Here is a 24,561-nt window from a genome sequence, read left to right on the forward strand (position 1 = left end):
TGAAATCCCACCTCTCTCTTTTCCGGCCTCCGTGGCCGCTTTGCTCGTGTCCGCGCTGTTGAGTGGACGATCGGAGTGCCGGCGCGCGGCGTTGCCTTGGGCAGACGCTTCGCCGCGCAGTCAGAAAAACGTATTAGCGATTTAGGACTTCCATGACCACTATTGTTTTGAAAGAAAACGAGCCGTTCGACGTCGCGATCCGTCGCTTTCGCCGGACCATCGAAAAGAACGGCCTGATCGCCGAGCTTCGCGAACGCCAGTCGTACGAAAAGCCGACGACAGCACGCAAGCGCAAGAAGGCGGCAGCAGTTAGCCGCCTGCGCAAGCGTCTGCGCAGCCAGATGTTGCCCAAGAAGCTTCACTAAGTCTTGGTAGGTCGCAGCCTGCTTGATGGGCTGCACCAAAGCAAAACGGCGATGCCGCCCGCAAGGGTTGCATCGCCGTTTTGCTTGTCTGGCTTTTATGTTTCGGCTTTTACTTCGGCTCGGGGCGCAACTGCTGCGGGGCGTCTAACGGGCACTGTGGGCCATTTGCGGCCCAGTTGAGCGGGTCTTCTGTGGCCCGATCATCGGTCTGGGCGCGTTTCGTCTATGTCTGGACTGCGCGGTTGCAGGCTTTCGTGCGAGCTGGCCGGCGCGTATCGCACGCATATATCGCACATATCGCACTTATACGAACGCGTGCCGTTCTCCGACGCGTACCAGAAGCTGGGGCCATTCCTCCACGCTGAAATCGTCGTGAACCTCCTCCAGTTCGATCAGCAATTCGACGATATCAGGATCGTAGGCATTAACCTCTGACGCATACAGCGCACGCAACAACGAGCCGTCCTTCGCGTGCCGGTAGTACGAAATGCCGATGCCTTCGATCTCCGGCCGATACAGCTCGTCTGCGATCAGGGATCCAATAGCGCATTTGCGGCCGTTGCCGCTGCGTAGCCGGCACGAGCCGTTTTCATCCTCGGATACGGCCCGTTGCGTGAGCAGATGGTTGCTCACGCGTTCGTAGATGTCTCTCGCTGTTAACATTGCATTGCTCGATGCTCTAACTATGGCGTTGCTCGCCCGTGGCTCGTTCGACTCAAGCGCAAACGGTAAACGCGGACGCGGTTCGTTCGCGGGTCGCGGGTGACTTGGTTGCGTCAGCGGCGCCCCACGGAATCCTGCGGAACCGCCTTCAGGCTGCCGATTTAAGGCGATCCGCCGACAAATTGAACTGCCGGGCGATGGACGCAAAGCGTTCGCGCCATTCCCATTTGCCGAAAACGTCGTGCACGTTTTGCAGGCAACTGAGCAGCTCGACGGTTGTCGGATCGTAGACGTTGATGTTTGAGCGCAACAGGGCGCGCTTCAACGCTGCGACGCCGACGTCCATGTAAGACGGTACGGTTTCCGGCCCTTTACCGACATACCGAATGGGCACGCCTTCCATGGCGGTCATGTAGTCGCGCGGCTTGATGAAGCTGCCGACTGGACAACCGCCGCAATAGCCGCGGTACGCACCGCCGCCGTGCGGCAACAACGCTGCCTGGCCTTGGCCAAACAGGTGAAGAACGGCGCGGTCGAAGATTTCCTGGTGCGTTAAAAAGTTGAGGTTTTTCATTTTGGTTCTCCCCTGCACCGACAACAGCGGTGCTTCGTGGGTGTTCATCAAACAGCGTTATCAGTATCGGACGCGGACTCGGTCGTCATAGCGCGGTCGACCACATAAAACCACGTCATTTCACCCGTTTGTCTGCTTCTGCCGCGACCGTTCGCACGACCTGAACACGCTTGGCAAGTCGCACCGGGCGACAACCGTGTTTAGCGTCAGGCCGCTCGCCGGAAAACCCGCTTACACCATAGTTATAGCGGGTTCTTTCCGGTAAAAAGGTGGCGGTATGTGCGGTTGGCCGCAATTTTGACATGCTGTCCGACTTCTTGCACAGGGGTACAACCCGGGTAAAAGCTTTGTAGTAAAGGCTTCAGAGCGTGATTCACCACGGGCAAACGACAATCGTCAGGATTTTCCCTGATAGTGGCTTAAACCGCGAAAAATGTTGCGAAAACGCAATGTCAAGGTCGGAAAGCCGTGGAGCAAATTGCTTAATTTGTTCGACGTTTGGCGGATTCGCGCTTGGGCACCGCCACGCTGTCGCGGAATCGGCAGAGACAGGCGGCCTCGTGATCGTTGACCATGCCTGTCGCCTGCATGAAGGCATAGCAAATGGTTGTTCCGACGAACTTGCAGCCGTATTTCTTGAGAGCGCGGCTCATGGCGTCGGAAATCTCGTTGGAGGCGGGCGCTTGCGCATAAGTCGCGCGCGGGGTGTCGATAGGCGTATTGCCTACGAATGACCAGACGAAGTTTGCGAGCGAGCCATGTTCCGCCTGGATGCGCTGCACCGCGCGCGCGTTGGCGACGGCCGCCGAGATCTTCGCGCGATTGCGGATGATGCGGGTGTCGAGCAGCAGCCGTGCAGCGTCGTCTTCGCTGAAAGCGGCCACCCGGTCGATGTCGAAGTTGTGGAACAGAGCCCGGTAACCCTCGCGCTTGTTCAAGATCGTCAACCAGGACAACCCGGCCTGCGCGCCTTCCAGTACAAGCATTTCGAACAGGTGGCGATCGTCGTGGGAAGCAACACCCCATTCCTCGTCGTGGTAGCGGACGAGTGCTTCCGTGGTGGCCCAGCCGCAGCGGTGCGGCTCGGTGCTGTCGTCTGGGCGGCCTTTCTTCGTGTTGGTCATGTCGGATTCGGAGCGTGGGTGGTTGGCGTTCGATCAGCATAGGCGCAAGGGTTCGAGGAGAACAGTCGACCGATCGGCCAGGCGCTCTGGCCACTCACCGCCTGTATGCACGCTTTCGAAGGTTGCAGCTCCGGTGCCCGTCTGCTATCCGATGCACTTCCATCACGTTTCGTTCCGATGTCAGTTGACCCACTGCAGATCGTTGCCCGACGGGCCGGGGGACCTAGCCCATTTGGCCGAGTGGCGGCGCGCCGGTCGTGCCGTTAAGCTTGCGCACATGACTACTTCAATTTACACACACAGGTACCTGATCGGCGTCGACGGCGGCGGCAGCGGTACACGCGTTGTCCTGGCCGATGCAAACGGCATCGAACTGGCGCGCGCCACGGGTGGACCATCGGGCCTCGCGCTCGGCGTCGAGCGTGCGTGGGACGCAATCGAAGTGGCGTGTTCACGCGCGTTCGAAACAGCAGGCCTGCCGTTCGAGTGGAGTGCATGTGCGCTCGGCTGCGGCCTGGCTGGCGTGAATCACGCGGGGTGGCTGGCGCAGTTTCACGCAAGCGCGCCCGATGGATGCGCGCTTGCTGTCGAAAGCGACGCCTTCACCACGTTGCTTGGCGCGCATGGCGGCGAGCCGGGCGTGATCGTGGCGTTGGGAACGGGCAGCATCGCCGCGTCGCTGGATGCAGACGGCCAGTTCAGGATTGCAGGCGGTTATGGTTTTCCGAGTGGCGACGAGGCGAGCGGAGCGTGGCTGGGCTTACGGGCAGTCGTACACTTGCAGCAAGTGCTGGACGGCCGCGCACCCGCCGACGACTGGTCCGCCGCGCTTCTCGCGCACACGGATGCGACTGATCGCGACAGTCTCGTCGTATGGTTGTGCGCGGCGAATCAAACGGGTTATGCAACCCTCGCGCCGACGGTTTTCGAGCACAGAAACCATCCGTTTGCAGCGCGTCTACTCGGGCAGGCGGGTTGCGAGATCGCAAAAATGGTGTCGGCACTGGACCCTGACCATGCGCTCCCGGTCGCGTTGTGTGGCGGACTGGCCGTACCGCTCGCGCCATTCGTGCCGCAAGAACTCCGCAACAGGTTGCGTCTGCCGCTAGCGGACTCCGCTACAGGCGCGTTGCAACTGGCTCGCCGCGCCGCGAGCGGAAAATCGGCCCATGAGGGCTAAAATGCCACGGTCCTAATGGCTTAAAGGAAACCGCTTCCTATGTATTCGATTATCGCTACCGATCTCGACGGCACCTTGCTCAACACCGACCATCAGGTCGACCCGTTCACCGTCGAAACGGTCCGCGAACTGGAAGCGCGCGGCGTGCGTTTCATCATCGCGACGGGGCGGCATTATCGCGATGTGGTCGGGATTCGCAAAGTGCTCGGCATCGACGCTTATCTGATCACATCGAACGGCGCCCGTATCCATGCGCCGGACAACGAGCGCATCTATGCCCGCCACATTGCTCCGGCTGCCGTGCGTCGTCTCGTCCAGCCGGACCTGGCGGGAAGCGAGCGCGTGATTGTGAACCTCTTCGCCGACGACGCCTGGCTGATCGACCGCCACGCGCCCGAATTGCTGGCTTTTCACCAGGATTCGGGTTTCGACTATGACGTGATGGATCTGCGTCAGCACGACGGCGAGAACATTGCGAAGGTGCTGTATATCGGCGAGCCGGACGATCTCAAGGTGACCGGCGCGAATCTCGAACGTGAATTCGGCGATTCCATTTACGTCACTTATTCGTTGCCCGATTGTCTGGAAGTCATGACGTCAGATGTATCGAAGGGGCGAGCGTTGCAATTCGTGCTGGACCGGCTCGATATCGACACTGCGCATTGCGTGGCCTTCGGCGACAACATGAACGACATCGATCTGCTCGAAACCGCAGGCCGGCCATTCATGATGAACAACGCAAATCCGGCGCTGATAAAACGCCTGCCGAATGTTCCGCGAACCGGCAACAATTTCGAGGCCGGCGTTGCTCATCAATTGCGCGCGTTATTCGGCATGACCGATGAACTCGCCGCGCCGGCTCGCGCCGACGAATAACGCCGGGGTACTAGTCTTACTGTGTCATAAAAATACTACATCTCCTATAATAAAGATACCGTGACTCTCGGGCGTACATAATGAGTGGAGATGTCGACGAATTCGAAAGGTATCTTAATCATCTAGCGCAGGAGTTGGGTCATTCTGATCGGATCGCCGGCCTCAAGGGTTACTGCACCGGGCTTGTTCTGCCGTTGTCACGCAAGAGCGTAGAGCCTATGGCGGCGCATATCGATCCGATGCATGCGAGCGCGAGACATCAGGCGCTTCATCACTTTGTAGCCAAAGCGGATTGGTCAGATGCGGCACTGATGCAACGCGTGCGCGAATGGGTGGTTCCTGCATTGGCGACATACGCAGCCGATGAGGCTGGCTATTACTGGATCATCGACGACACGGGTTTTCCGAAGAAAGGCAAGCATTCTGTAGGCGTTGCCCGCCAGTATTGTGGGCAGCTCGGCAAGCAGGATAATTGCCAGGTAGCAGTAAGTCTTTCGCTCGCCACGCAGCGCGGTAGCTTGCCTATTGCCTATCAGCTTTATCTTCCCCATGAATGGATCGACGACCCTACTCGCAGGCAGCGGGCAGGCATTCCGGAAGACCAGATCTTCGCAACCAAACCTCAAATAGCGTTAGCGCAACTGCATGAGGCTATCGCGTCGGATATTCCTCCAGGGGTGGTATTGGCTGACGCCGGCTATGGCGACGAAACTGCCTTTCGGGATGGATTAACGCAAATGGGCTTGCTGTATGCGGTTGGCATTCGGCCGGGCACGTCAGTGTGGGGACCTGGAATGGCTCCTCTGCCACCCAAGCCATGGAGCGGACGAGGTAAGCCGCCGACGTTGCTGCGTCGTGCTCCAGGTCACGAGCCTCTTTCTGTCAAAGCACTGGCAATGCAAACGCCGCAAGCAGCTTATCGAACTGTCAATTGGCGCGAAGGCACTAACACCGCATTGTCATCGCGTTTCGCCGCCGTGCGTGTACGGCCTGCACACAGGGACTATTGGAGCAGTTCGGTTCGCGCAGAGGAATGGCTATTAATCGAATGGCCGGAGGGTGACGTCGAACCGCTCAAGTACTTCATGAGCACGGCACCTGAAAACGCAACGCTTGAGCAACTCGTGTTCGTCACAAAGATGCGCTGGAGAATCGAGCGTGACTACCAAGATCTCAAACAAGAGTTTGGCCTAGGCCACTATGAAGGTCGTGGCTGGCGAGGATTTCATCATCATGCTTCGTTGAGTATCGCGGCATATGGCTTTTTGATGGCGCAGCGCCTGGGTACTGACTCCTACGGCGACAGCAAAAAAAACGGCACTAAATTCTCGCTGCCTGTCCTTCCCCCGGATTACATCCCCCGCGGCAGTCCAGCGCGCGCAACGCCATGTCCCTAACTCGATTACGACCCTGCGAATACTACTTGGACTACGACTTATGCAAAGTCTAAACATAAAACACGCACGGATTCGACCTCATATTTTATGACACAGTAAGACTAGCGGGCCGTAGCGATTAGCCGCGGTCGTTTAGCCGTGGCGGTCCATAGCCGCTTATCCGCGACGATCCCAGCCATCACGACGATCGTCGCCGTGATTCCAGCCGGCGCGGTTCCAGTGTCCTCGGTCCCGCCCATCCCAGCGTTCGTCGCGATGATCCCAAGCTACCGGCGGCGCCCGGTAAAAGGGCGCTGGCTGGACATACACCGGTGCGGGTTGCACGTACTCGGGCACGCCGAGCGACAGTCCGATAGACAGATCCGTGTGAGCCTGTGCGACGCCAACCGCTCCCATCGCGAGACCTGCGGCAACCAGCAAATGAGTGACGATGCGCTTCATGGTGTTCTCCTTTAGGGCGACGCGTGTCGCATGAGTCCAACGCATGAGTCCAATCTACGCAATGGCCGTTTTACGAGTATCGACGAGTTGTTAGCAGATGAAAGTAGTGCGAAAGTCGAAGGCGGGATTTGTCCGTGAAGTAAATACCCGCACAGCCCAGCCAGCTATCGCTTCTCGGGTTACCCCTAAGTTCGGGATAAGTAAATGAACTTTTAAAACTTCTGCGACCGGTAAACGCGCATTACATTTGTCGCGAATTATTCATATTGGCCCGCCGTATCGACCCGGCATAGACGAATCGGGCATTAAAAAACGGGCGCCGAGCGCCCGTTTTCTTATCGGTTTTCACCGCTTTTTAATGTCAGGCAGCAGAGAGCGCCCGCTTTTTCGCGCCGGTCAGCAACGGATAGACCACGCCCGCGATGATCGCGCCAATGATCGGGGCGACCCAGAAGAGCCACAACTGTTCCACTGCCGCGCCGCCCACAAACAAGGCCGGACCCGTGGAACGCGCCGGGTTCACCGACGTATTCGTGACCGGAATCGAGATCAGGTGAATCAGCGTCAGGCACAAGCCAATGGCGATCGGTGCGAACCCGGCGGGCGCGCGGCTGTCGGTGGCGCCCAGGATGACGAACAGAAAGAAGAACGTCATGACGACTTCACACACCAGCGCCGCGATCATCGTGTAATGACCGGGAGAGTGATCGCCGTAACCGTTGGTGGCAAAGCCGCTGGCAACGAGGTCGAAGCCCGGTGCACCGCTGGCGATCACGGACAACACATAAGCGCCGATCACGCCGCCGACCACCTGGGCGACAATGTACGGAACCAGATCACGGGCCGGGAAGCGTCCGGCGACCGTCAAGCCGATACTCACCGCCGGATTCAGGTGGCAACCCGAAATATGGCCGATAGCGTAGGCCATGGTGAGTACGGTCAGGCCGAACGCAAGCGCTACGCCCGCGAAGCCGATCCCGAGTTGAGGAAAACCCGCGGCTAGCACTGCGCTGCCGCAGCCGCCCAGCACGAGCCAGAACGTACCAAACATTTCTGCGCCGAGGCGCTGTCCTAATCGCATGATTCGAAGTCCTAAAAATATTTAGAAAACTGAAACAATTCCGACGCTCGTGATCATGAGTATTCGTTCGGACCACCGCCGCGGGTACGCAGTGTAATCCGAGTGCGGCAACTAGTTGTCAACAATTGTTAAACCGCCAAGAACTAAGTCAACTCTTATTAGGAATGCCCTATAGTTTCAAGACTCTTCTCATTCGCATTAGGATTTCTTGCAATTGGATGTTCAAACGTTGCATCTTTTAATCGATGCCGTTACGCTTCTCAATAATCGCGGGCTATTAGAAAGGATTGGAAAATGTCGCAATACACTGAGCTCAAGGCGCAGATCGCGAAGCTTCAGGAACAAGCGGAGGAAGCACGCCGCGCGGAACTGGAAGCAGTACTGGCGGATATCCGGCGCAAGATCGTGGAGTATGGGCTGACAGCCCAGGATCTGGGACTGTCGGTCGTCCGGCGAGGCCGCCCGCCCAAGAAGGAGCCGCTGCCGCCGATCTATCAGGACCCCAAGTCAGGCAACACCTGGAGCGGCCGCGGCAAGCCACCCAAGTGGATCGTGGGAAAAAATCGCGAGCGCTTCCTGATTAGTCAGGCGCATTCCTAAAGCGCCGCATGACTGCTTCGAATATTGCTGATGAATAGGAGCAGAATGTCCGCATGAATTGCAAAGAGCAAAAGCAAAGCACAAAAAAAATCCGCCCTTTCAGGCGGATTTTTTTGTGCTTTGCAATAAACGTTGGATAACTACGCGATCATCGTTTCCAATCGAGTCGGCGCCACATTTTCCTGAGGCGCCCAGGTCTCCAGGCGACTGAATAATTAGCTGAAACTTAGCCGAGCGCGACGCGGCGCAACACAGGACGCTTCGCTGCTTGCAGCAACGCGGTATAGCTGTCGACGTAATTCTGCGCCATGGTCTTCGCGCTAAAGCGGCGTTCGAATTGCGCGCGAATTTCGGTACGCGAGAGTTCGCCGAGACGCTGGAGTGCGCCGACCGCGCCCTGCACGTCCTCGCAAATATAGCCCGTCACGCCGTGGTCGATCACTTCCGGTACCGAGCCGCGATTGAACGCGATCACCGGCGTACCGCACGCCATGGCCTCGATCATCACCAGACCAAACGGCTCCGACCAGTCGATCGGGAACAGCAACGCTTTGGCGCCCGACAAGAACTCCGGCTTTTGCTGCTCATTGATCTCGCCGACGAATTCGACACTGGCCTTCGACTCCGCCAGCAGCGGCTCGATCGTGCTCTTGAAGTATTCCTGGTCGACCTTGTCCACCTTGGCGGCAATCTTCAGCGGCAGACCGCTTTGAGCAGCGATCTTGATGGCGAGATCGGCGCGCTTTTCGGGGCAGATACGACCGAGGAAGGCGAGGTATTCCGGCTTCTTGTGCGTTTGCGGCGTCAGCAGATTTTCCGGCAGTCCGTGATAAATCGTGTTGAGCCATGCGGCTTGCTGCAGCGGTATGCGTTGCGAATCGGAGATCGAGATGACCGATGCTGCAGGGAATGCATCGAATACAGGCTGTAGCTCGGGCAGGTCAAGCCGGCCATGGAGCGTGGTCACAAACGGCGTGTCCATCTGCGAGAAGGTCGAGAACGGCATGTAGTCGAGGTGAAAGTGCAGCACATCGAACTCGTGCGCGCGGCGTCGCACGTTTTCAAGCAGAAGGGCGTGCGGTGCGTTCCAGTCGCGGATGGACGGATCGAGGCGCAACGCGCGCGGCCAGGCGGCTTCCAGCGTCGCTTTGGTTTGCGAGTCGCCGCTCGCGAACAGGGTCACATCGTGGCCGAGATCGACCAACGCGTCGGTCAGGTACGAAACGACGCGCTCGGTGCCGCCGTAGAACTTCGGGGGGACTGCTTCGTGCAACGGTGCAATTTGTGCGATACGCATAACGTGACTCTCCTGTTCGTGAGGGCTTCGAAGCACGGTCTCCGATAGAAACCGGTGAAGCCTTGCGGACGGGCCAGCGCCTTATGCTGCCGCCCCCTGAAAATCGGACCCGCGGTGAATCGGGTTATCCCTTACGAGCCATTATCGAGATGACTCCCGGTATCGCCGAGTCATTTTTCAAACGCTTAACCTTGTTACAGGCCGAAACACCGGCCGTTACGAAGCTCAACGGATTGCGGAAGCCCTTATGCGGCAAGCGATTGCGCGTCCGTCATCAAATTGCGCGGTGCAAGATGCATTGCCGAGGACGCAAGAACCAGCAAAGCGCATGCCACCGCCGTGCCACGCCGGCCATGCCCTCCCTGCGTTGGTGTCGGCCCTGGAGCGGGAAAATAAATGCGCTTCGGTTAAAGATTTTTCACGGCCTGCCGTTAATCAGGCGGTAAGCCATCCGGCTGGCAAAACGATTCGTCTGATCTCTCAACCGGCTGATCCGTACTTACAACTTATTGCCGACCGTAAGGCGGGAACCGGCATCTTTGCCCGGTTTCTTGTTGGTACAACGGTTTGGAGGCGAGGCAGCCGACCAAACCGGCTTACCAAGCCGACCACCTTACACGCTTGAACGCGCCGCCAATAAAGACGCTGCCGGCGCGTCGTAGTGCTCTGCCCATCTGCTATTTCCCTTCAAAGTTTTCCGGCCGCTTGCCGTAAACCACTTAACGGCGGTTTCGCCGATGCAACCATGAGGGTTCGACTGTGCTGATTTTCATCGGAACACTGGTGACGCTGTTGTCCGTTTTCGGCGGTTATGCGCTGGAAGGCGGACACCTCGGCGCATTGCTCCAGCCCGTTGAAATCCTGATGATCGCGGGTGCCGGACTGGGCGCGTTCATTCTCGGCAATGGCATGAAGACGATCAAGGCCACGCTGCGCGTGCTGCCCACGCTCTTCAAGGGCTCGAAGTACAACAAGGATGTGTACATGGAGCTGATGGCGCTGCTCTATGTCTTGCTCGCCAAAGCGCGCAAGGAAGGCACGCTGACGCTGGAGTCGGATATCGACGATCCGGCCAAAAGCCCGATCTTTGGCCAGTATCCGAAGATCCTGGCGGATCGCCATATCGTCGAATTCCTTACGGATTATTTGCGCCTGATGGTCGGCGGCAACATGAACGCGTTCGAGATCGAGAGCCTCATGGACGAGGAGATCGAGACCCATCACGCGGAAGGCGAAGGCCCGGCGCAGGCGCTGCACAAGGTGGGCGACGCGATGCCCGCGTTCGGTATTGTCGCGGCCGTGATGGGTGTGGTTCACACGATGGCGTCCGCCGATCAGCCGCCGGCAGTGCTCGGCGAGATGATCGCGCAGGCGCTGGTCGGTACGTTTCTCGGCATCTTGTTGTCGTACGGGTTGATCGGCCCGCTCGCAAGCGTCGCGGAACAGCGCGTGGCCGAGTCGACGAAGATGTTCCAGTGCATCAAGGTGACGATCCTGGCGAGCCTGAATGGCTATGCACCGGCTATCGCGGTGGAGTTCGGCCGCAAAGTGCTCTTCTCCACCGAGCGTCCGTCGTTCTCCGAACTGGAAGAACACGTGCGCCGCGTGAAGGCGAAGTAACCGCCTTCAGCGACCGAGCGCCCGGAGCCAGCCATGCCGACCCACAAAGATCGTCCGATTTTCATCAAGCGCGTCGTGTCGGGCAAAAAATCGCACCACGGCGGTGCGTGGAAGCTGGCTTATGCCGACTTCATGACCGCGATGATGGCGTTCTTCCTGTTGATGTGGCTGCTGAGCGCCGTGTCGCCGGTGCAGCGCCAGGGTATTGCCGAGTATTTCAACATGCCGCTCAAGAACGCGATTACGGGCGGACAGCGTAGCGGCATGGACTCCAGCATCATCAACGGCGGCGGGCGCGATATTTCGAGTCCCGCACCCGGCACGGTCCGCTTGAGCGACGGCACGCGCCGCATGGACCGGCTCGATGAACAGACGTTAAGAGCGGCGCAGGCTGAACTCGAACGGCGCGACCAGGCGCGTTTGCACGACCTGCAGGTCAAGCTGATGGCCGCGATCGAAGCGAATCCGGTGTTGCGCCAGTTCAGGCAGCAGATCCGGATCGATTCGACGCAACAGGGTTTGCGTATCGAGATAGTCGATACCCAAAAGCGGCCGATGTTCGCGCTCTCCAGCAACAACGTGGAACCGTACATGCGCGACATCCTGCGCGAGATCGGCAAGGCGCTCAACGATGTGCCAAACCGGATCGTGGTGCAGGGACACACCGACGCGACGCAATACGCGGGCGGCGAAAAGGGTTACAGCAACTGGGAGTTGTCGGCGGACCGCGCGAACGCCTCGCGGCGCGAGCTGATCTCGGGCGGCATGGACGAAGCGAAGGTGTTGCGGGTGCTGGGTCTGGCATCGACGCAGAACCTGAACAAGACGGACGCCTTCGACCCCGAGAACCGGCGCATCAGCATTCTCGTGTTGAACCACAAGTCGGAAGAGTCCATGACGCGCGAGGACATGCCGGCGACCACGATCACCAGCAACGCGGGCGGTTTCGACGGCCCGGGCAACGTCAAGCCGAACTTCGGCGCGCTGGCGCCGGCGCTGCCGGTCAAGCCATGACGATCAAGCCGTGAGACAAGCTCACGAGAGCACGACAGGAACATCGGACAGAGGGTGGCACACATCATGATCAAGAACATTCTGGCGATAGACGACTCCGCTGCCATGCGGCAAATCCTCTCGGCGACGCTCGCCGCGGCGGGGTATCGCGTAGTGGTCGCCGTGGATGGCGCGGAAGGTTACGAAGCGGCGCTCGCCCAGCAGTTCGATCTCATCGTGACCGATCAGAACATGCCGGCCATGAGCGGCATCGAGTTGATCGGGAAGTTGCGCGGACATCGTCCGTATGCGAATACGCCGATCCTCGTGCTGACGACCGAATCGAGCGACCCTTTCAAAGCAGCCGCGCGGGCGGCGGGCGCGACAGGCTGGATCGAAAAACCGTTCGACCCCGACATGCTGACCGAACTGGTGACCACGTTGTCGGGAGCGGAACACCCGCACTGAATTTTTTGCACGAAGCACCAGGCACGACGAACACATTAGCTTTTACGACGCGTACAGCGACGACAGACAAGGCATCCGGTGGTGACCCAGGCATGACACTCGACATTACGCAGTTCTATCAAACATTCTTCGACGAAGCCGATGAGCTGCTCGCGGATATGGAGCAGTTGCTGCTCGCGCTGGATCTGGCGAACCCCGATCCCGAGGACCTCGGCGCGATCTTTCGCGCGGCGCATTCGATCAAGGGCGGCGCGGCCACGTTCGGCTTTTCGGCGCTGACCGAGACCACGCACATCCTCGAATCGCTGCTCGACCGGGCGCGTAACAACGAGCTGGTTTTGCGTCGCGACATGATCGATACGTTCCTTGAGACCAAGGACGTACTGTCGGATCAGCTCGGTGCGTATCGCGCGAGTGCGGAGCCGGATGCGGTCGCCGCGAAAGCGATCTGCGCGAAGCTTGAATATCTGCGGGACAACGATCCTGCCGACGAAGTCAGCGCCATTGCCGGGACAACCGACATGGCCGAGCCGGAGCCCGAGCAATCATTCCCCGATACCGCCGCGCTCGCTCAGGATCTCGCGCAAGTCGCGTTGGCGCTGGGGCCGAACGAACCGCCGCCGCATGTGATCGAGCAAGCGAGCGAGGCGGTGGAGGAAGACGGCGAGTGGACCGAATTCCCGGTCGCGCCGGATGCAAGCCATGTGGCCGATAACGCCGCCGAACAAGATGGTCCGCACCTGAAAATTACGCTGCGGGGGGTAGGGGAGAAGGACCAGGCTCTGCTGACTGAGGAGCTTGGAAACTTGGGAACGGTTGTCGGGGAAAGGAAGTCGGGCGCCGATTTGACGTTGTGGCTCGACTCCGATGTGTCCTCCGACGATATCGTCGCCGTGTGCTGTTTCGTGATCGATGAAGCGCAGATCGCGGTGAGCCGCGGCAATGCAGCGGATGCGGCGCCAGCCGGTGCGTCGCAAGCTGCTGCAGAGCTGGAAGAGTCGACCGAGGTGGCAGCCGTTGCACCCGCATCCGAGAAGACGGAACCGGTGGCAGCCCCTGCTGCTGCCGAGTCCCGTACAAATACAGGCACGAGCACCGCGGTGACAGAAGTGCCCGAAGCGCCGAAAGCGCCCGAAGGCGATAAGAAAACGCGCGCCGGTGCCGCGCCCGCCGCCGCCGAAGGCAGTTCTATCCGCGTGGGCGTGGAGAAGGTGGATCAACTGATCAACCTCGTCGGTGAACTGGTGATTACCCAGGCGATGCTCGCCGAAACCACGAGCACCTTCGACCCCGCATTGCACGACCGTCTGTTCAACGGCATGGCGCAACTCGAACGCAATGCGCGCGATCTGCAGGAAGCCGTGATGTCCATCCGCATGATGCCGATGGATTACGTGTTCAGCCGCTTCCCCCGCCTCGTGCGCGATCTGGCCGCGAAGCTCGGCAAGGAAGTCGAACTCGTCACGTTCGGCCAGGCGACGGAGCTGGACAAGAGTTTGATCGAACGCATCATCGATCCGCTGACGCATCTAGTGCGTAACTCGCTCGATCACGGCATCGAAACCGTGGAAGCGCGGCGTGCGGCGGGTAAAGCAGCGGTGGGCCAACTGGTTCTGTCGGCGGCGCACCACGGCGGCAACATCGTGATCGAGGTCAGCGACGACGGCGCAGGCCTGCGCCGCGACAAGATTCTTGCGAAGGCGATGAAGCAGGGCATGCAGGTCAACGAGCAAATGTCCGACGACGAAGTCTGGCAACTGATCTTCATGCCGGGTTTCTCCACCGCCGAGCAGGTCACCGACATCTCCGGCCGCGGCGTGGGCATGGACGTGGTGAAACGCAATATCCAGGCGATGGGCGGCCATGTCGAAATCCAGTCGCGTGAAGGCAAGGGCACGACCACGCGGATCGTGTTGCCGCTGACGCTTGCGATTCTCGACGGCATGTCGGTGAAGGTGGGTAACGAGATCTTCATCCTGCCGCTGAACTTCGTGATGGAGTCGCTGCAGCCCGTTTCCGACGATATCTACACAGTCGCCGGCGGCGAGCGCGTGGTACGTGTGCGCGGCGAATATCTGCCGCTGGTCGCGCTGCACCAGGTCTTCGAAGTAACCGACGCACGTACTGAACCTACGCAGGGAATCATCACGATCATCCAGTCGGAAGGGCGCCGTTTTGCGATGCTGATCGACGAGCTGGTCGGCCAGCAGCAAGTAGTGGTGAAGAACCTGGAAACGAATTACCGCAAGGTGCACGGCATTTCCGCCGCGACCATCCTGGGCGACGGCAGCGTCGCACTGATCGTCGACGTAGCGGCGCTGAACCGTGAAACCCGCTCGGCGCACGGCGCGCTGACACACTAGTGCACTAACAAAACTTACCAACCAAATTCTGGGGGTTAACGTGGCAGCAGACATCCAATCCATCACTTCCGCGGCACAACGCCGTGACGTTCAACGTGTCAGCCAGGCCGAAGCGGCGGGACAGGAATTTCTCGTCTTCACGCTGGGCGCGGAAGAGTACGGCATCGATATCCTGAAGGTGCAGGAAATTCGCGGCTACGACAACGTCACGCGCATCGCGAATGCACCGGCGTTCATCAAGGGCGTGATCAACTTGCGCGGCATCATCGTGCCTATTGTCGATATGCGCATCAAGTTCAATCTCGGCCGCGTGGAGTACGACAACCAGACGGTCGTGATCATCCTGAACGTGGCTCATCGCGTGGTCGGCATGGTGGTGGACGGCGTCTCCGACGTGCTGACGCTGCAAGCCGACCAGGTCATGCCGGCACCGGAATTCGGCGCCACGCTCACGACCGAATATCTGACGGGCCTCGGGACCGTCGATGGCCGGATGCTGATCCTGATGGACATCGAAAAGTTGATGACGAGCAAGGAGATGGAGTTGATCGACTCCGTCGCCGCTTAAGTCTTTATGTGGTCGGTTTATCTCCACGCTGGTCGGGAAGAAAGACATGCTTAAGAACTGGTCGATTCGTACCACGCTGACGCTCGTAGGCCTGCTGTTCGTGGGCTTTGCAGCAGTCGTGAGCGCGTTGTCGCTGAATGGCTTGCGCTCGGCGGGCAATTCGCTTGCCTTGCTGGCCGACAGCGACATGGTGTCGATGCGCGCGCTCAACGACGCGTCGTCGAACCTGCTGCGTTCACGCGTGGCGCTCGACCGCGTGCGTTCGCTGACTGAAGCGAATAAAGCCGATGAAGCGAAGAAGGCGCTCGATCGCGGGCAGGTCCTGCTCGATAAATCGAACGAGAGCTGGAAGCTTTTCGTGGCCACGCCGAAGCCGATGCTGCCGCAAGCCACGCTCGACGAGATCGTCGCGAAGCACGACGCGCTGATGCGCGACGGCGTCGAACCCGAGTTCGCGGCGATCCGCGCCGGCGACATGGCTGCGTATCACGCCATTGCCGACACGAAGATCAGTCCGATGTTCATCGCCTACGACACCGTGACAGCCGTCACGGTCGGCCTTACGCAGAAGCACGCCGAACAGTTGCGCGCGGACGCGGAGGCGAATATCTCGTTGCTGATCAACGTGATCGTCGGCGTGATGGTGCTCGCGCTGCTCACGCTGATCGGTACGCGTGTCGCTATGGGCGGCATGATCGTGCAGCCGATCAACGACGCGGTCGACCACTTCGAGCGCATCGCGAAAGGCGACCTGACCAAGTCCGCGCACACCGATAAAACCAACGAGATTGGCCGCTTGTTTGCGGGCATAGAGCGGATGCGGGTGAACCTAACCGCCATGGTCGGATCGGTGCATCGCGGCGCGGAATCCATCGATGTCGGCGCGCGCGAGATCGCGAGCGGCAACACGGATCTCTCGCAACGCACGGAAGAACAGGCGGCGTCGCTGCAGGAAACAGCATCGAGCATGGAGCAGCTCACCAGCACGGTGAAGCAGAACGCCGAGAACGCGCGCCAGGCTTCGCAACTGGCCGTCAACGCGTCGGATATCGCGTCGCGCGGCGGTGCAGTAGTGGAGCAGGTCGTGGACACCATGAGCGCGATTTCATCGAGTTCCAGCAAGGTGGTCGATATCATCGGCGTGATTGAAGGCATCGCTTTTCAGACGAACATTCTCGCGCTGAACGCGGCCGTGGAAGCGGCGCGCGCAGGCGAAGAAGGGCGCGGTTTCGCGGTCGTGGCAGGCGAAGTGCGCAGTCTCGCGCAGCGCAGCGCGGCGGCAGCGAAAGAGATCAAGTCGCTGATCGGCGATTCCACCGCGAAGGTGGAAAGCGGCTCCGTGCTCGTCGCGCGCGCCGGCAAGACGATGGACGAAATCGTGCAGGCCGTGCGTCGCGTGACGGACATCATGGGCGAGATCAGCGCGGCGTCCGACGAACAGTCGCAGGGCATCGAACAAGTGAGCCGCGCTGTCGGGCAGATGGACGAAGTGACGCAGCAGAACGCGGCGCTGGTTGAACAAGCCGCGGCAGCAGCGGCGTCGCTCGAAGAGCAGACACGCAAGCTGAAGGACGTGGTCGGTCACTGGCAAGTAAGCAGCGACGCGCCGTCCAGCGAGCCGCGTGCGCGGATCGAGCCGACGGTTGCTATCCGGTCGCGCGAAGCGCCGGCGATTAAAGTTGCAGCGCGGGCTAACGTCGCGGCCAATCGCGCCGTTAATAAGCTTATTGCCTTGCCGGCTTCGGCTGCTTCAGCCAGCGCTTCAGCTCCCGCAGCAGCAACACCTGCCGCGAAAGCGCCCGCTACGAAGCTCGCCGTTGCAGCGGCCGGCGAGTGGGAAACTTTTTAAGGCAGTGTCGGACGATCATGCAGGCCCATCACATCGCGCTCCTTGGGGAGCATTTCACTGAGGTGCGCGAACCAGGCGTCAAGCCGGGCGGTGTGGTTGTCGAAGAAACGCGGTGCAGCGCCCGTACGGAATGCAGCCGATGCACGTTCCAGCAGAACAAAGGCTAGATGATGGCAACGCGCCCGCCCGTCGATACACTCCGCGACCGGACCCGAAACGGTTCGGAAGTGGAGCGCGACTTCGAATTCACCAGTGCCGATTTCGGCCGCATTCGCGATCTGATTCATCGTCGCGCGGGGATTTCGCTGTCCGAGCATAAACGCGACATGGCGTACAGCCGTCTCGCGCGACGCCTGCGCGCCTGCAATATCGATACGTTTCGCCTTTACCTCGATCGTCTCGAAGCGCAGCCGGATAGCGACGAGTGGGAAGCGTTCACCAACGCGCTGACCACGAACCTGACCGCGTTCTTCCGCGAATCGCATCATTTTCCGATCCTCGCCACGTTCGCGAAGAGCCGGCCGCAGCCGTTCTCGGTGTGGTGCTCGGCGGCGTCGACGGGGGAGGAGCCGTATTCCATCGCCATGACGCTGATTGAAACGCTCGGCGATGCAACCGCGCGCCAGTGTTCTGTGATCGCGACGGATATCGACAGTCAGGTTTTGCAGAAGGCCGATGCGGGCGTTTATTCGCTCGATTCAGTCAAGACACTTGGGCCGGAACGCCTGAAGCGTTTCTTCCTGAAGGGCACGGGCGCGCACGCCGGCATGGTGAAGATCCGCCCCGAAGTGCGCGCGCTGGTGAAGTTCGATCAACTGAATCTCACTGACGCGAAATACGCGCTGCCCGGCCAGTTCGACGCGATCTTCTGCCGCAACGTGATGATCTACTTCGACAAACCCACGCAGGCGCAAGTGCTCGCGCGCTTCGAGCCGCTGATGAAGTCGGGCGGCTTGCTGTTCGCGGGGCATTCGGAGAACTTCACCTACGTGACGCAGGCGTTCAAGCTGCGCGGCCAGACGGTGTACGGGTTGTCGCGTGACGCGGCGGCGGCCGCGGCCTCGGCCTCGGCGAAGAAAGCGGGCAAGACGCTCGCCGGGGAGCTGGCATGAGCGGCTTGCCGATTGCGTCGAATCTTTATTTCGACAACCATTTCAAGCGTCCGGGCGTGAAGCTGCTCCCGAACGAGTTCTACATGACCGGCGAGGACATGGTGCTCGTCACCGTGCTGGGTTCGTGCGTGGCGGCGTGCATTCACGACCGCACGGCGGGCATTGGCGGGATGAACCATTTCATGCTTCCCGACGACGGTTCCGACGCATCGCAATCCAGTTCGGATTCCATGCGATACGGCGCTTATGCCATGGAAGTGCTGATCAACGAGATGATCAAGCGCGGCGGCCGGCGCGAACGCTTCGAAGCGAAAGTCTTCGGCGGCGGCGCGGTGCTGGCGGGCATGACGACGATCAATATCGGCGATCGCAACTCGGAATTTGTCCGCCGATACCTCGCGCTGGAAAAGATTCGTATTGTTGCCGAGGACTTGCAAGGCATGTATCCGCGCAAGGTCGCGTTCATGCCGCGCACCGGCCAGGCAATGGTCAAGAAACTCATCACTCAGCAGGACCCGAGCGTGGTCGAACGCGAACAGGCGCTCGCAAGGCAAACGCCCGAAGCGCGCAGCGAACGGCTGGCAAAGGCACGGGCGCACGTCGAGTTGTTTAATCAGCCGAAAGCCAAGATTACCGATAAACCCCGCATCGAATTATTCGGTGCCGCAGCCGGCCTGCAGCGAACCGTCCGCACGAAGACGGCGGAGGAAGCATGACGATGGCCCGGAGCACGGAACCTAAGATCAGTGTGTTGTGCGTCGACGACTCGGCGCTGGTGCGCAGCCTGATGACCGAGATCATCAACTCGCAGCCCGACATGCACGTGTGCGCGACCGCACCCGATCCGCTGGTGGCGCGCGAACTCATCAAGCAGCACAACCCGGACGTGCTGACACTCGACGTCGAAATGCCGCGCATGGACGGCCTCGATTTCCTCGAAAAGTTGATGCGGCTTCGGCCGATGCCGGTGGTGATGGTGTCGTCGCTGACTGAACGCGGCTCGGAAATCACGCTGCGCGCGCTGGAACTCGGCGCGGTGGATTTCGTGACGAAACCGCGCGTGGGGATTCGCGACGGCATGCTCGAGTATTCCGAAAAGCTCGCCGATAAAATCCGCGCGGCAGCGCGAGCGCGGGTGCGGCAGGCGCCTCACGTCGTGCACGCTGCGCCAGGGGCTGCAGCCGCAGCGTCGAAGCCCACGCCGAACCTGAACAATCCGCTGGTGAGTACGGAGAAGCTGATTATCGTCGGGGCATCGACGGGCGGTACCGAAGCGATCCGCGAGCTCTTGTTGCCGCTGCCGCCCGATGCCCCCGGCGTGATGATTGCGCAACATATGCCGCCGGGCTTCACGAAGTCGTTCGCACAACGTCTCAACGGCTTGTGCCGGATCGCGGTGAAGGAAGCGGAGCACGGCGAGCGCGTGCTGCCGGGGCATGCGTACATCGCGCCCGGCGACGCCCATCTGGTGCTCGCGCGCAGCGGCGCGAACTACGTCGCGCATCTCTCCGACGCCCCGCCGGTCAACCGGCACCGGCCGTCGGTGGATGTGCTGTTCCGGTCAGCCGCACAAAACGCCGGCAAGAACGTGCTTGGTGTGATTTTGACCGGCATGGGCCGCGACGGCGCGCAGGGTATGCTGGAAATGCAGCAAGCCGGCGCCTACACCTTCGCGCAGGACGAAGCGAGTTGCGTGGTGTTCGGCATGCCGCGCGAGGCCATCGCGACGGGCGGCGTGAGCGAGGTCGCACCGCTGTCGGAAATGACCCGGCGCGTGATGGCGCGACTCAACTCGATGGGTGAGCGCACGCAGCGCGTTTAATCCTCGCCGAAAGAATTCGGATAGATACGCGGCGCAACGCGCCGCTTGAAGAAAACACAAGGAACACAAGGAGCAGTTATGGTGGACAAGAACATGAAGATTTTGGTCGTCGATGATTTTCCGACGATGCGGCGTATCGTGCGAAATCTGCTGAAGGAGCTGGGTTTCTCGAATGTCGATGAAGCCGAAGACGGCGCGGCCGGTCTTGCGCGCCTGCGCGGCGGCGGTTTCGATTTCGTCATTTCCGACTGGAACATGCCGAACCTCGACGGCCTGGAGATGCTCAAGCAAATCCGCGGCGACAGCGCGATTGCCCATTTGCCGGTGCTGATGGTGACGGCGGAATCGAAGAAGGAAAACATCATCGCCGCGGCCCAGGCTGGCGCGAGCGGTTATGTCGTCAAGCCGTTCACGGCTGCGACCCTCGACGAGAAGCTGCAGAAGATTTTCGAAAAGATGGTTAAGGCCGGGAGCTGACCGTGAACGAAATGACCAACCACGAGACGCTCATCGACGTCGAACACGAAAGCGATGCATCGAGCGACCGCATCCTGGCACGCATTGGCCAGTTGACGCGCACGCTACGCGACTCCATGCGCGAACTCGGCCTCGACAAACAAGTGGAAGCCGCCGCCGAAATGGTGCCGGATGCGCGCGACCGTCTGAAATACGTCGCGACCATGACGGAACAGGCCGCCGAGCGCGCACTGAACGCCATCGAACTCGCCAAGCCGATCCAGGAAACCATGCAGCGCGACGCCCAAGCGCTCGATGCTCGCTGGGAGCAATGGTACGGCGCGCCGCTCGAGCGCGCAGACGTCAAGACCTTGCTGGCGGACACTCGCGGCTTCTTGCAGCAAGTCCCCGTGCAGACGGTCGCGACCAATACGCAATTGCTCGAAATCATGCTCGCGCAGGATTTCCAGGATTTGACCGGCCAGGTGATCAAGAAGATTACCGATGTCGTGTACGTGATCGAACAGCAATTGCTCAGCGTGTTGCTGGAGAACATCGCACCGGAGCGGCGTGAGCAATTCGCGGCTCAGGCCGCGGCGCTGGCGGCGGCATCGAGCGCTGCGGGCTCGTCGGATACCTTGCTGAACGGTCCGCAGATCAATCCGGAAGGCCGTACTGACGTGGTCCAGGACCAGACTCAAGTCGACGACCTGCTCGCCAGCCTGGGTTTCTGAAGACACCGACGGTTCGACGCAGCCACGATTGCGGGTATCTATCGCATTCGCCTGCGTCGAAGCGCTTCTGGCGGCGTCCGCGCCTCGCATCTCTTCGTTCGCGCTCGAACATCCGCGTTAATTCCAATCGCCGTTTTCCAGAGTTCGACTTATTGGGCTGGCATACTGGTAATGCTTTGTGACAGCTTGTGTTGCGGGGACGTCGCAGCAGGCAAAATAGCGCATCTTGAAATAATCGGAACGGGGAGGCGAAGTGAACACTTCGATCATTTCATCGAGCTCATTGAGCTCGCGACGCGTAAGCGCGCTCGCCAGCCTGGCAGCAGGTCTGGCGTTGGGAGTGTTTGCGGTAATGCCGGCGTATGCGGTGCTCGGCGGCGCGCCGATGACACCGCCCGACGGCGCGACCGTCAGCAACGCCGTGACGCATGCCGCGGCGTCCACGGTTGCGTCCGCTTCGGCCAGTAGTTCTTACATCGTGCGCACCACGACGCTCGCCGTCGGGACGGTGGTGAACGAGTACGTCGGTTCGGACGGCGTGGTGTTCGGCATTGCGTGGCAAGGCCCGCGCATCCCCGACCTGCAGACCTTGCTCGGCAGCTATTTTCCGCAATATGTGCAGGGCATTCAGAACCAGCGTGCCAACGGCGGCGGCCGCGGCCCCGTGAGCGTGGCAGGCAGCGCGCTGGTGGTCCGTTCCGGCGGTCATATGGGCGCGTTCGCGGGCCAGGCTTACCTGCCGCAATCCTTACCCGCGGGCGTCAGCCCGAGCGACATCCAATAACGGACGGAGACTTCAACTATGCGTCCGACGATTTCCTCGTCCAATCCGACCCGGCGTCCGGGCCTGTTCCGCTGGCTCGCCGTGCTGAGCTTATCGGTGTTGCTCGCAGCCTGCGGCGGCGGAGGCGGCGATTCCGGCAGCAGTGCCGTCAGCAGTAGCAGCACTACTAGTAGTAGCAGCACGCCCAACGCGCAGCCGATTGCGGCTACGGCGTCGAACACGGTATCTATTACCGTCGGCCCAGGTGCGCAGAATTTCGTCAATATCCCGAACGTGTCCGTCATTGTGTGCGCGCCCGGCACAACCACTTGCCAGACCATCGACAACATCCAGCTCGATACCGGCTCGTACGGCTTGCGCCTCGCGAGCGACGCGGCGGCGCAGATTCTCGGCAGCTTGCCGGTGAATACGTCGACGAGCGGCGGCCAACTGGCGGAATGCACGCAATTCGCCGATGGCTTCACGTGGGGAACGGTGCGTACCGCCGACGTGAAGATCGGCGGCGAAACCGCGAGCGCCATTCCGATCCAGATAGTCGGCGACATGGCTAACTCCACCGTGCCGCTCAACGGCTGCATCAACGGCAGCAACGAGAGCACCTCGCGGCAACTTGGCGCGAACGGGATTCTTGGCGTGGGCGTGTCGGTGACCGATTGCGGCGCGTCGTGTACGGCCGCTTTGACCAGCAACTACTATTCGTGCCCGAGTGGAACGAACTGCACGGCTATTGGCGTGCCGGTCGCCCAGCAAGTCGTGAATCCGGTCACCAAGTTCGCCGTGAACAACAATGGCGTGATCGTGCAATTGCCGCCAGTGACGACTACGGCTGCGTCGGCGACGGGCACGCTGGTGTTCGGTATTGGCACGCAAAGCAACAATACGCTGAGCGGTGTGACGTCGTTTCGCTCGACGGGTTTTGGCAACCTGAGCGGCACCTACAAGGGCACGGCAGTGACGACCATCGTCGATTCGGGTTCTAACGGCCTGTTCTTCACCGATAGCTCGTTGCCCGCGTGCACGTCCACGTTCACGGATTTCTACTGTCCAGCCAGTCCGCAGGCGCTTTCGGCTATCGTTCGCGGGCTGGACGGCACGACGGCCACGGTGAATTTCACGGTGAACAACGCGCAGACGCTGGCTTCCAGCGGCACGAATTACGCGCTTAACGGGCTGGCGGGCAGCATTGGCTCGTTCCCGACGCTGTTTGACTTCGGCTTGCCGTTCTTCTTCGGACGACATGTGTATTTCGGCATCGCAACCAACGGAACTTCACCGTACGTGGCGTTCTGATCGCGGTTAGTTCGGTTCGATAGCCTCAGAAAGGACAAAGCCCGGCGAATCATTCCGCCGGGCTTTGTTTTTCATGGAAGCGTAAGAGCTTCGTCGCGCACGTGTCATTCTCCCGCACGCGGTTTCCTCGGTGCTTTCTCCAGCAAGCGGTCGTACAGCCAGCGCGGCACCACGTGCAGCACAGCGCCGGCTACGCGCATCTGCCATGGAAACGTCGCAAACCTCTTTTTCCCGGCGATCGCGTCAGCGGTCTTGACGGCGAATTTATCGGCGTCCATCAGGAAGGGCATCGGATATGGATTGTGCTCGGTCATTGCGGTGCGGATATAACCCGGCGCGATCGTCACCACCGACACCCCTTTCGGCCGCATCTCCACCCGCAGCGCTTCGAGATACTTCAGCGCCGCGGATTTCGACGCGCTATACGCGCCCGAGCCCGGCAGCCCGCGTATCCCCGCTACGCTCGCCACACCGACCAGCGTTCCGCGCCTTTCCTCGACCATCCGGGCGACGAACGGCTCGAAGGTGGCGATCATGCCGAAGTAGTTGATGTCCATCACGTCGCGGAAGACCTCGAGGTCGCCGTGACCGGTCAGCGCGCCGCGGCTGATACCGGCATTCGCGATCACCACGTCGGCACCGCCATGCTGCGCGCAGAACTGGGCCGCAGCGGCGCCTAGCGCGGCGGCGTCGCGGACATCGGCCGGATAGATCGAGATGGAATCACGGGGGAAGCGCGCCGCGAATGCCGCGAGCGCGTCGCCACGACGGGCGACGAGGCCAAGCACCGCACCGCGCCGGAGATATTCCTCGGCGAGTGCGAGGCCAATGCCGCTGGACGCGCCGGTGATGAAAACTCTCAGCCGGGCCGGCGTGGAACCGGCGCCCGGCGTGTCCTTCATAG

25 protein-coding genes are annotated in these 24,561 nt (G+C 60.6%); 18 read left to right on the forward strand and 7 right to left on the reverse strand.

Annotation, left to right across the window (positions count from 1 at the left end; genetic code table 11):
• Window positions 1–152 precede the first annotated feature (152 nt).
• Window positions 153–365 carry a 30S ribosomal protein S21 gene (rpsU, locus tag EOS_RS28205; RefSeq protein WP_031357080.1) on the forward strand — a complete coding sequence of 71 codons (213 nt, stop codon included), beginning with the start codon at window positions 153–155 and terminating at the stop codon, window positions 363–365.
• Between the two features lie 303 nt (window positions 366–668).
• Here the strand turns inward: rpsU and EOS_RS28210 are convergent, their stop codons facing one another.
• The 3 genes from EOS_RS28210 to EOS_RS28220 all read right to left on the reverse strand — a co-directional run bounded on the left by EOS_RS28210 (window position 669) and on the right by EOS_RS28220 (window position 2,726).
• The gene (locus tag EOS_RS28210) at window positions 669–1,028 is read right to left on the reverse strand and encodes a phospholipase D-like domain-containing protein (RefSeq protein ID WP_047895481.1); all 360 of its coding nucleotides are present in this window, start codon (window positions 1,026–1,028) and stop codon (window positions 669–671) included.
• Between the two features lie 148 nt (window positions 1,029–1,176).
• Window positions 1,177–1,602: a hypothetical protein gene (locus tag EOS_RS28215; RefSeq protein WP_047895482.1), complete on the reverse strand. Its 426-nt coding sequence runs from the start codon at window positions 1,600–1,602 to the stop codon at window positions 1,177–1,179.
• Window positions 1,603–2,084: 482 nt separating this feature from the next.
• Complete coding sequence (locus tag EOS_RS28220; protein WP_047895483.1) at window positions 2,085–2,726, reverse strand: DNA-3-methyladenine glycosylase I; 642 nt, start codon at window positions 2,724–2,726, stop codon at window positions 2,085–2,087.
• Window positions 2,727–3,003: 277 nt separating this feature from the next.
• Here EOS_RS28220 and EOS_RS28225 point away from each other — a divergent pair, with 277 nt between their 5' ends.
• From EOS_RS28225 to EOS_RS28235, 3 genes are all read left to right on the forward strand, one after another.
• The gene (locus EOS_RS28225; protein ID WP_047895484.1) at window positions 3,004–3,906 is read left to right on the forward strand and encodes a BadF/BadG/BcrA/BcrD ATPase family protein; all 903 of its coding nucleotides are present in this window, start codon (window positions 3,004–3,006) and stop codon (window positions 3,904–3,906) included.
• A gap of 39 nt (window positions 3,907–3,945) precedes the next feature.
• A complete protein-coding gene (locus EOS_RS28230) occupies window positions 3,946–4,782 on the forward strand; it encodes a Cof-type HAD-IIB family hydrolase (protein WP_047895485.1) in 837 nt (278 codons plus the stop codon).
• An 80-nt stretch (window positions 4,783–4,862) separates the two neighbouring features.
• A complete protein-coding gene (locus EOS_RS28235) occupies window positions 4,863–6,179 on the forward strand; it encodes an IS701 family transposase (protein WP_047895486.1) in 1,317 nt (438 codons plus the stop codon).
• 156 nt (window positions 6,180–6,335) lie between these two features.
• On the opposite strand, the gene EOS_RS28240 is transcribed toward EOS_RS28235, so the two are convergent.
• A complete protein-coding gene (locus tag EOS_RS28240; protein WP_047895487.1) occupies window positions 6,336–6,620 on the reverse strand; it encodes a PXPV repeat protein in 285 nt (94 codons plus the stop codon).
• A gap of 361 nt (window positions 6,621–6,981) precedes the next feature.
• Entirely contained in the window at window positions 6,982–7,701 is a 720-nt protein-coding gene (aqpZ, locus tag EOS_RS28245) for an aquaporin Z (protein ID WP_047895488.1), read from the reverse strand.
• Window positions 7,702–7,995: 294 nt separating this feature from the next.
• Here aqpZ and EOS_RS28250 point away from each other — a divergent pair, with 294 nt between their 5' ends.
• On the forward strand, window positions 7,996–8,301 hold the full coding sequence (locus EOS_RS28250; RefSeq protein WP_047895489.1) for an H-NS histone family protein: 306 nt from the start codon (window positions 7,996–7,998) through the stop codon (window positions 8,299–8,301).
• A gap of 226 nt (window positions 8,302–8,527) precedes the next feature.
• Here the strand turns inward: EOS_RS28250 and EOS_RS28255 are convergent, their stop codons facing one another.
• The gene (locus EOS_RS28255; protein WP_047895490.1) at window positions 8,528–9,598 is read right to left on the reverse strand and encodes a glycosyltransferase family 4 protein; all 1,071 of its coding nucleotides are present in this window, start codon (window positions 9,596–9,598) and stop codon (window positions 8,528–8,530) included.
• Window positions 9,599–10,357: 759 nt separating this feature from the next.
• On the opposite strand from EOS_RS28255, the gene motA reads away from it, so the two are divergent.
• The 13 genes from motA (at window position 10,358) to EOS_RS28320 (ending at window position 23,657) form a co-directional block, all read left to right on the forward strand.
• Window positions 10,358–11,218, forward strand: a complete 861-nt coding sequence (gene motA, locus EOS_RS28260; protein ID WP_047895491.1) for a flagellar motor stator protein MotA — start codon at window positions 10,358–10,360, stop codon at window positions 11,216–11,218.
• 33 nt (window positions 11,219–11,251) lie between these two features.
• Window positions 11,252–12,232 (forward strand): flagellar motor protein MotB, encoded by a 981-nt coding sequence (motB, locus tag EOS_RS28265; RefSeq protein WP_047895492.1) that lies wholly within the window; start codon window positions 11,252–11,254, stop codon window positions 12,230–12,232.
• A gap of 66 nt (window positions 12,233–12,298) precedes the next feature.
• Window positions 12,299–12,679 (forward strand): response regulator, encoded by a 381-nt coding sequence (locus EOS_RS28270; protein WP_047895493.1) that lies wholly within the window; start codon window positions 12,299–12,301, stop codon window positions 12,677–12,679.
• Window positions 12,680–12,771: 92 nt separating this feature from the next.
• The gene (gene cheA, locus EOS_RS28275) at window positions 12,772–15,042 is read left to right on the forward strand and encodes a chemotaxis protein CheA (RefSeq protein ID WP_047895494.1); all 2,271 of its coding nucleotides are present in this window, start codon (window positions 12,772–12,774) and stop codon (window positions 15,040–15,042) included.
• A 40-nt stretch (window positions 15,043–15,082) separates the two neighbouring features.
• Complete coding sequence (gene cheW, locus EOS_RS28280; protein ID WP_047895495.1) at window positions 15,083–15,610, forward strand: chemotaxis protein CheW; 528 nt, start codon at window positions 15,083–15,085, stop codon at window positions 15,608–15,610.
• Between the two features lie 46 nt (window positions 15,611–15,656).
• Window positions 15,657–17,459: a methyl-accepting chemotaxis protein gene (locus tag EOS_RS28285; protein ID WP_047895496.1), complete on the forward strand. Its 1,803-nt coding sequence runs from the start codon at window positions 15,657–15,659 to the stop codon at window positions 17,457–17,459.
• Between the two features lie 167 nt (window positions 17,460–17,626).
• Window positions 17,627–18,571 (forward strand): CheR family methyltransferase, encoded by a 945-nt coding sequence (locus tag EOS_RS28290; RefSeq protein ID WP_047895497.1) that lies wholly within the window; start codon window positions 17,627–17,629, stop codon window positions 18,569–18,571.
• A complete protein-coding gene (cheD, locus tag EOS_RS28295; RefSeq protein ID WP_047895498.1) occupies window positions 18,568–19,287 on the forward strand; it encodes a chemoreceptor glutamine deamidase CheD in 720 nt (239 codons plus the stop codon). The genes EOS_RS28290 and cheD overlap by 4 nt, the downstream gene beginning before the upstream one ends.
• A 2-nt stretch (window positions 19,288–19,289) precedes the next feature.
• Entirely contained in the window at window positions 19,290–20,393 is a 1,104-nt protein-coding gene (locus EOS_RS28300; RefSeq protein ID WP_047895499.1) for a protein-glutamate methylesterase/protein-glutamine glutaminase, read from the forward strand.
• A gap of 81 nt (window positions 20,394–20,474) precedes the next feature.
• On the forward strand, window positions 20,475–20,870 hold the full coding sequence (gene cheY / locus EOS_RS28305; RefSeq protein WP_047895523.1) for a chemotaxis response regulator CheY: 396 nt from the start codon (window positions 20,475–20,477) through the stop codon (window positions 20,868–20,870).
• Window positions 20,871–20,881: 11 nt separating this feature from the next.
• Window positions 20,882–21,583 carry a protein phosphatase CheZ gene (cheZ, locus tag EOS_RS28310; protein ID WP_047895524.1) on the forward strand — a complete coding sequence of 234 codons (702 nt, stop codon included), beginning with the start codon at window positions 20,882–20,884 and terminating at the stop codon, window positions 21,581–21,583.
• A 352-nt stretch (window positions 21,584–21,935) separates the two neighbouring features.
• Window positions 21,936–22,367, forward strand: a complete 432-nt coding sequence (locus tag EOS_RS28315) for a DUF2844 domain-containing protein (protein ID WP_082163547.1) — start codon at window positions 21,936–21,938, stop codon at window positions 22,365–22,367.
• A gap of 18 nt (window positions 22,368–22,385) precedes the next feature.
• A complete protein-coding gene (locus EOS_RS28320; protein ID WP_047895500.1) occupies window positions 22,386–23,657 on the forward strand; it encodes a DUF3443 domain-containing protein in 1,272 nt (423 codons plus the stop codon).
• A gap of 104 nt (window positions 23,658–23,761) precedes the next feature.
• Here the strand turns inward: EOS_RS28320 and EOS_RS28325 are convergent, their stop codons facing one another.
• On the reverse strand, window positions 23,762–24,559 hold the full coding sequence (locus tag EOS_RS28325; RefSeq protein ID WP_047895501.1) for an SDR family oxidoreductase: 798 nt from the start codon (window positions 24,557–24,559) through the stop codon (window positions 23,762–23,764).
• Window positions 24,560–24,561 lie beyond the last annotated feature (2 nt).

The organism is Caballeronia mineralivorans PML1(12), from assembly GCF_001028175.1.
In the GTDB taxonomy this organism is placed as follows: Bacteria; Pseudomonadota; Gammaproteobacteria; order Burkholderiales; family Burkholderiaceae; genus Caballeronia; species Caballeronia mineralivorans.

Bases quoted from the DNA above. Each gene is read 5' to 3' on its own strand.
- rpsU (WP_031357080.1), top strand. From the start codon at position 153: ATGACCACTATTGTTTTGAAAGAAAACGAGCCGTTCGACGTCGCGATC.
- EOS_RS28210 (WP_047895481.1), bottom strand. From the start codon at position 1,028: ATGTTAACAGCGAGAGACATCTACGAACGCGTGAGCAACCATCTGCTC.
- EOS_RS28255 (WP_047895490.1), bottom strand. From the start codon at position 9,598: ATGCGTATCGCACAAATTGCACCGTTGCACGAAGCAGTCCCCCCGAAG.
- cheZ (WP_047895524.1), top strand. From the start codon at position 20,882: ATGACCAACCACGAGACGCTCATCGACGTCGAACACGAAAGCGATGCA.
- EOS_RS28320 (WP_047895500.1), top strand. From the start codon at position 22,386: ATGCGTCCGACGATTTCCTCGTCCAATCCGACCCGGCGTCCGGGCCTG.
- EOS_RS28250 (WP_047895489.1), top strand. From the start codon at position 7,996: ATGTCGCAATACACTGAGCTCAAGGCGCAGATCGCGAAGCTTCAGGAA.
- EOS_RS28235 (WP_047895486.1), top strand. From the start codon at position 4,863: ATGAGTGGAGATGTCGACGAATTCGAAAGGTATCTTAATCATCTAGCG.
- EOS_RS28290 (WP_047895497.1), top strand. From the start codon at position 17,627: ATGATGGCAACGCGCCCGCCCGTCGATACACTCCGCGACCGGACCCGA.
- cheA (WP_047895494.1), top strand. From the start codon at position 12,772: ATGACACTCGACATTACGCAGTTCTATCAAACATTCTTCGACGAAGCC.
- EOS_RS28315 (WP_082163547.1), top strand. From the start codon at position 21,936: ATGCCGGCGTATGCGGTGCTCGGCGGCGCGCCGATGACACCGCCCGAC.
- aqpZ (WP_047895488.1), bottom strand. From the start codon at position 7,701: ATGCGATTAGGACAGCGCCTCGGCGCAGAAATGTTTGGTACGTTCTGG.
- EOS_RS28270 (WP_047895493.1), top strand. From the start codon at position 12,299: ATGATCAAGAACATTCTGGCGATAGACGACTCCGCTGCCATGCGGCAA.
- EOS_RS28285 (WP_047895496.1), top strand. From the start codon at position 15,657: ATGCTTAAGAACTGGTCGATTCGTACCACGCTGACGCTCGTAGGCCTG.
- EOS_RS28230 (WP_047895485.1), top strand. From the start codon at position 3,946: ATGTATTCGATTATCGCTACCGATCTCGACGGCACCTTGCTCAACACC.
- EOS_RS28325 (WP_047895501.1), bottom strand. From the start codon at position 24,559: ATGAAGGACACGCCGGGCGCCGGTTCCACGCCGGCCCGGCTGAGAGTT.
- EOS_RS28215 (WP_047895482.1), bottom strand. From the start codon at position 1,602: ATGAAAAACCTCAACTTTTTAACGCACCAGGAAATCTTCGACCGCGCC.
- EOS_RS28220 (WP_047895483.1), bottom strand. From the start codon at position 2,726: ATGACCAACACGAAGAAAGGCCGCCCAGACGACAGCACCGAGCCGCAC.
- EOS_RS28225 (WP_047895484.1), top strand. From the start codon at position 3,004: ATGACTACTTCAATTTACACACACAGGTACCTGATCGGCGTCGACGGC.
- EOS_RS28240 (WP_047895487.1), bottom strand. From the start codon at position 6,620: ATGAAGCGCATCGTCACTCATTTGCTGGTTGCCGCAGGTCTCGCGATG.
- cheD (WP_047895498.1), top strand. From the start codon at position 18,568: ATGAGCGGCTTGCCGATTGCGTCGAATCTTTATTTCGACAACCATTTC.
- motB (WP_047895492.1), top strand. From the start codon at position 11,252: ATGCCGACCCACAAAGATCGTCCGATTTTCATCAAGCGCGTCGTGTCG.
- EOS_RS28300 (WP_047895499.1), top strand. From the start codon at position 19,290: ATGGCCCGGAGCACGGAACCTAAGATCAGTGTGTTGTGCGTCGACGAC.